The organism is Kocuria sp. NPDC057446, assembly GCF_042802875.1.
Taxonomy (GTDB): Bacteria; Actinomycetota; Actinomycetes; order Actinomycetales; family Micrococcaceae; genus Kocuria.
Window position 1 is genome coordinate 1 of the sequence record NZ_JBHVDI010000199.1, and the last position, 5,534, is coordinate 5,534.

Below are 5,534 nucleotides of genomic sequence, written 5' to 3' on the forward strand. Positions count from 1 at the left end.
CCCACGAGGCGGGGCCCGGCGCCGTCGTGCCCGGGGCGGGGAGTGCGCGGGCCGCCCGCACCGTGGCGGCCCGGACCGGCTCAGACGATGCCGGTGACGCCGAGCAGGGAGCCCACGGCGAAGGTCGCGACGAGGGCCAGCGCGCCGCCGACGACGACGCGCAGCGCCGCGCGACCCGTCTGCGGGGTGTCCCCGAGGCGTGCGCCCAGCCAGCCGGTCAGCGCGAGGGCGGCCAGCACGGCGACGAACGTCACCGGGATCCGCCATCCCTCCGGCGGCAGCAGGATCGCCAGGAGCGGCAGCATGGCGCCCAGCAGGAAGGACAGCGCGGAGGCGACCGCCGCGTTCCAGGGGCTGACGATGTCCTCCTCGTCGATGTTGAGCTCGGCGTCGAGGTGCGCGGCCAGGGCGTCGTGCTCGGTCAGCTCCTCCGCCACCCGCCGCGCGGTGTCCTCGGAGAGCCCCTTGCCCCGATAGATCTCCGCGAGCTCCTGCAGCTCCGCCGCGGGCATCTCGGCGAGCTCCCGCTTCTCCTTCTCGATCAGGGCCCGGTGGGAGTCCGACTGGCTGGACACGGAGACGTACTCGCCCAGGGCCATGGACAGGGCGCCCCCGACGAGCGCGGCGGCGCCCGCGGTGAGGATCGCACCCGAGCTGGCCGTGGCGCCGGCCACGCCGACGACCGTCGCGGCGACCGAGACGATCCCGTCGTTGGCGCCGAGCACCCCGGCCCGCAGCTTGTTCATCCGCTCGGAGTAGCCCACGCCGTGCGGCTCCTGGATCACGTGTTCGGTGGTCATGGCTCCATTGAACGCCCGCCGGTGCGGGCGTGCCAGCAAGGACAGGATGTCCTCACCGGCCGGCGCGGGCCGCTCACCGGCGCCGGTGGTCCTCCGGGTGCAGCCGCGGCGCGAACGAGGGCTTGCGGAAGCCGGAGGCGCGCAGCAGGCGCACCACCCGCTGCCGGTCGCCGCGCCACGGCTCCAGCAGCTCGAGCATCCGGCGGTCGTCACCGGGACGCCGGTCGAAGAACCAGCACACCGTGTCCGCGAGGTGGAAGTCGAAGACGCTGACCGAGTCCGGGTCCCCGTGGGTGCACTGGACGATCTCCGCGACCGTCCAGGGCCCGAGCCCGGGGATCGAGCGCAGCCCCCGGTGCAGGGCGGCGTCCAGCGGTGCCCGCCCCAGGCGCTCCAGGGCGGCGGCCCGTCCGGCCACGCCCCGGACCGTGGCGGCGCGGGCGCCGTCGACCCCCGCCCGGTGCCACTCCCACACGGGCACCGCGCGCCACGCCTCGGCGGTCGGGGGGACCCGCATCCCCTCCGGGGCCGGGCCGGGGGCCGCCTCGCCGTGGCGGCGCACGAGCTGCCGGTGGGCGGCCACGGCCTCGCGCACGGTGACGCGCTGCTCCAGCACCGAGAGCACGGCGCGGTCCAGCACCCGGCCGGTCGCGGGCAGCCGCAGCCCCGGGTGGTGGTGCCGGGCGGCGCGCAGCCGGTGCGGCAGGGCGCGGAAGGCGTCCGAGGCCTCGAACGGCCCCCACGCGTCCTCGGCGCCCGCCCAGCGCGGGGCCTCCCGCAGGAAGGCCCCGGCGCCCGGGCCCCAGGCGCGCACCCGGACGGGCCGCTGCAGCGGGCGGCCGGTGCCGGTGCGGGAGAACAGGGCCGTGACCGGGCCCGCCGCCGTCCGGGCGGTGACCCACACGGCGTCGGGGGCCGCGACCCGGACCTGGGGATCGGCGCTGCCGCGGCTCAGCACGCCGAGCGTCTGGCCCAGGTGCAGCGCGCCCTCCGGGTCCCACACGAGCTCGGCGTCCGGGGCCGCCGGTCGCCGGCGGGCGGGCGGGGGAGCGGTGACGGCCATGAGACCATGATGGCAGTCCTGTCCGACGGCGCCCCCGCCACCGAGGAGGCCATGCCCGCCACCGCGCTCCGTCGCGCCGCACCGCCGGCCCGCCCCGCGCCGCTCACCGGGCGTGCGCGGCTGGTGCCGCTGGGCGTGGGGCTGCTGGTGCTCGTGCTGTATGCGTGGTGGTCCCTGCTCCAGTGGCACCGCTGGGAGGTCCCGTCGTGGGACCTCGGGATCTTCACCCAGCTCGCCAAGTCCTACGCCGCCGGCGAGGGCCCGGTGGTGCACATCAAGGGCCACGGCGCCAACCTGCTGGGCGACCACTTCCACCCGATCCTGGTCCTGCTGGGGCCGGTCTACGCGCTGTTCCCCTCCGCACTGACCCTGCTCCTGGTGCAGGACCTGCTCGTGGCGGTCTCCGCGGGGGCGCTCACGGGCTTCGCGGTCCGCGCGCTGGGCCCCGGCGCGGGGGCGGCCCTGGGCCTGGCCTACGGGCTGAGCTTCGGGCTGCAGGCCGCGGTCGCCGTGCAGTTCCACGAGGTGGCCTTCGCCCTGCCGCTGCTCGTCCTCGCCCTCGGGTGCCTGGTGGAACGGCGCTGGACGGCGGCCGCGCTGTGGGCCGCCCCCATCGCCTTCGTCAAGGAGGACCTGGGCGTCACGGTCGCGGTGCTCGGACTGGTGCTCGCCCGGCGGGCGCACCAGGAGGCGGGCGGGGACCACCGCCCGGTGGCGCTGGGGCTCGCCCTCGCCGTGTGGGGCGCGGCCTGGTCGGCGCTCGCGGTGGCGGTGGTGCTGCCCGCGCTCAGCCCGGACGGCCGGTTCGCCTACGCGGACCGGCTCGACCTCGCCGCGGCGGCGGCCGATCCGCTCGGGGCGCTGGTCTCCCTTGTGGTGCCGGGCCAGAAGGCGCTCACCTGGCTCGCCGTGCTGGCCGTGGGCGCGGTGGTCGTGGTGCGCTCGCCGCTGGCGCTCGTGGCGCTGCCCACGCTGATCTGGCGGATGCTCTCGCCGAACCACGGCTACTGGGGCACGGGCTGGCACTACAGCGCGGTGCTCATGCCCATCGTCCTCGTGGCGCTGCTCGACGCCGTGCTCCGGCTGCGCGGCGGGCGGCTCCACCGGCTGGGCCGGGCCGCGCCGGCGCTGGCGCTCGTCGTCGCCCTCCTGCTGGTCCCGGGGCGCCCGCTGGCCGATCTCGCGGACCCCGCCGCGTACCGGCCGGACCCCCGGGCGGAGACCAAGGCCGAGGTCGTCGCCGCCGTCCCCGAGGGGGCGAGCGTGGCCACGGACCTGACCCTCCTGCACCACCTGGTGCCCCGCGCGCAGGTGCACTGGCTGGGGACCGAGGGCGATCCCGCCCCCGAGTACGTCGTGGTCGACCGGCTCGGCGCCGCGTGGGGCGGGAATCCGCCGGCCGACGTCGCGGAGTGGGCCCGGCAGCGCTACGGCACCGGCTACACCGAGGTCCGTGACGAGAAGCACCTCGTGGTGGTGCGCCGCCAGGGGTGACCGCGCCGCCGAGTGCGCTAGACTGGACGGACCGAATCCGGTCACTCCCTCACTTTCTCGTGCACCGCGATGCCCTGACGCGCATCGTGTCCGGCCGCGGCCCGTGCCGCGCCGAGTCCGACGCTCCCGTTCCCGAACGGGGCTCCAAGTGGTTGGCAGGGACGTCCGGACACCACCACCGTGGCCGACGCCCCCGGGGATGCACCCGGGCCGCCACCCGCACAGATGACGAGGCACCTCTCCATGACCGTCGACACCCCCAGCACCCCCGGCACCGCCGAGGAGCACACCACCACCTTCGCCGAGCTCGGCATCGACTCCCGGGTGCTCGCCACCCTCGACGAGGTCGGCTACGAGTACCCCACGCCCATCCAGGCCGCCACCATCCCGGTGCTGCTGGAGGGCAAGGACGTGGTGGGCCTGGCCCAGACCGGCACCGGCAAGACCGCGGCCTTCGCCGTGCCCGCGCTGTCCCGGCTCGCCGAGCTCTCCGACGTCAACGGCGTCTCCCGCGACACCCAGGTCCTGGTCCTCGCCCCGACCCGCGAGCTCGCCCTCCAGGTCGGCGAGGCGTTCTCCTCCTACGCGACGCACCTCGAGGACTTCACCGTCCTGCCGGTCTACGGCGGCTCCCCCTACGGCCCGCAGCTGGCCGGGCTGCGCCGCGGCGCCCAGGTGGTCGTCGGCACGCCGGGCCGCGTGATCGACCACCTCAAGAAGGGGTCCCTGGACCTGTCCCACCTGCAGTACGTGGTCCTCGACGAGGCCGACGAGATGCTGCGCATGGGCTTCGCGGAGGACGTCGAGCAGATCCTCTCGCAGACGCCCGTCGAGAAGCAGGTCGCCCTGTTCTCCGCGACCATGCCCCCGGCGATCCGCAAGATCGCCAAGCAGTACCTCCGGGACCCGCAGGAGATCGCCGTCAAGGGCAAGACCACCACGGGCACCAACACCCGCCAGCGGTACCTGCAGGTCATGGGCTCCCACAAGATGGAGGCGATGACCCGCATCCTCGAGGTCGGGGACTACGACGGCGTCATCGTCTTCGTGCGCACCAAGGCCGCCACCGAGGAGGTCGCCGACCGGCTCAAGGCCCGCGGCTACGCGGCCGCCGCCATCAACGGCGACATCCCGCAGAACATGCGCGAGCGCACGGTCGAGGCCCTGCGCGAGGGCAAGATCGACGTCCTCGTGGCCACGGACGTCGCGGCCCGCGGGCTCGACGTCGAGCGGATCTCGCTCGTGGTCAACTACGACATCCCGCACGACACCGAGTCCTACGTGCACCGGATCGGCCGCACCGGCCGCGCGGGGCGCTCCGGCGAGGCGATCCTGTTCATGACCCCGCGGGAGAAGTACCTGCTGCGGGCCATCGAGAAGGCCACCCGCCAGCCGGTGGAGCTCATGCGCATGCCCTCCACGGAGGACGTGAACCAGACCCGCAAGGACAAGTTCGCCCAGCAGATCACGGACACCATGGAGTCCGAGGACCTCGCCCAGTTCCGCGAGCTCGTGGAGCAGTACCAGGCGGAGCACGACGTCGACGCCGTGGAGATCGCCGCCGCGATCGCCGTGATGGCGCAGGACGGCCGTCCCTTCTTCGTGGAGGAGCTGCCCGAGCCGGTGCAGCGCACCCGCGACCGGGACCGCCCGGGGCGGGACGGCGAGGACCGGCCGCGCCGCGAGCCGCGCACCGAGAAGGGCATGGCCACCTACCGGATGTCCGTCGGCCACCGGCACCGCGTCTCGCCGGGCTCCGTGGTGGGGGCGCTCACCAACGAGGGCGGACTGAGCGGCGAGCAGATCGGCGCGATCGACATCCGCTCGACCCACACCCTCGTGGGCCTGCCCGAGAACCTGCCCGCCTCCACCCTGGACCGGCTCGCCCGCACGCGCATCAACGGGGAGCTCATCCAGCTCGAGGCCGACCGCGGCCCGGGCGGCGGCGGCCGCGCCCGTCCCCGCAGCACCTCCTCCTCCTACCAGGACCGCCCCCGCCGCGGCGGCGGTGCCCGGGGCGACGACTCCCGCGGCGGCTACCAGGGCAAGCGCCCGGGGTTCTCCGGCGGCGACCGGGACGGCGACAAGCCGTTCCGCAAGCCGCGCCACAAGAAGTACTGAGCCCGGGGGCAGGACCCCTGCGCTGACGGAGGGGACGGGCCGCACGGCCCGTCCCC

General features: G+C 75.5%; 4 protein-coding genes. 2 read left to right on the forward strand and 2 right to left on the reverse strand.

The window, feature by feature from the left end; genetic code table 11:
- Positions 1-80 precede the first annotated feature (80 nt).
- Together ACFU0Y_RS16635 and ACFU0Y_RS16640 are read right to left on the reverse strand one after the other, a co-directional pair.
- Positions 81-800: a VIT family protein gene (locus ACFU0Y_RS16635; RefSeq protein ID WP_380215823.1), complete on the reverse strand. Its 720-nt coding sequence runs from the start codon at positions 798-800 to the stop codon at positions 81-83.
- A gap of 73 nt (positions 801-873) precedes the next feature.
- Entirely contained in the window at positions 874-1,863 is a 990-nt protein-coding gene (locus ACFU0Y_RS16640) for a DNA-3-methyladenine glycosylase family protein (protein ID WP_380215825.1), read from the reverse strand.
- A gap of 6 nt (positions 1,864-1,869) precedes the next feature.
- Here ACFU0Y_RS16640 and ACFU0Y_RS16645 point away from each other — a divergent pair, with 6 nt between their 5' ends.
- Together ACFU0Y_RS16645 and ACFU0Y_RS16650 are read left to right on the forward strand one after the other, a co-directional pair.
- A complete protein-coding gene (locus tag ACFU0Y_RS16645) occupies positions 1,870-3,357 on the forward strand; it encodes a DUF2079 domain-containing protein (protein WP_380215827.1) in 1,488 nt (495 codons plus the stop codon).
- A gap of 243 nt (positions 3,358-3,600) precedes the next feature.
- Positions 3,601-5,478 carry a DEAD/DEAH box helicase gene (locus ACFU0Y_RS16650; protein ID WP_380215829.1) on the forward strand — a complete coding sequence of 626 codons (1,878 nt, stop codon included), beginning with the start codon at positions 3,601-3,603 and terminating at the stop codon, positions 5,476-5,478.
- The last annotated feature ends 56 nt before the right edge of the window (positions 5,479-5,534 follow it).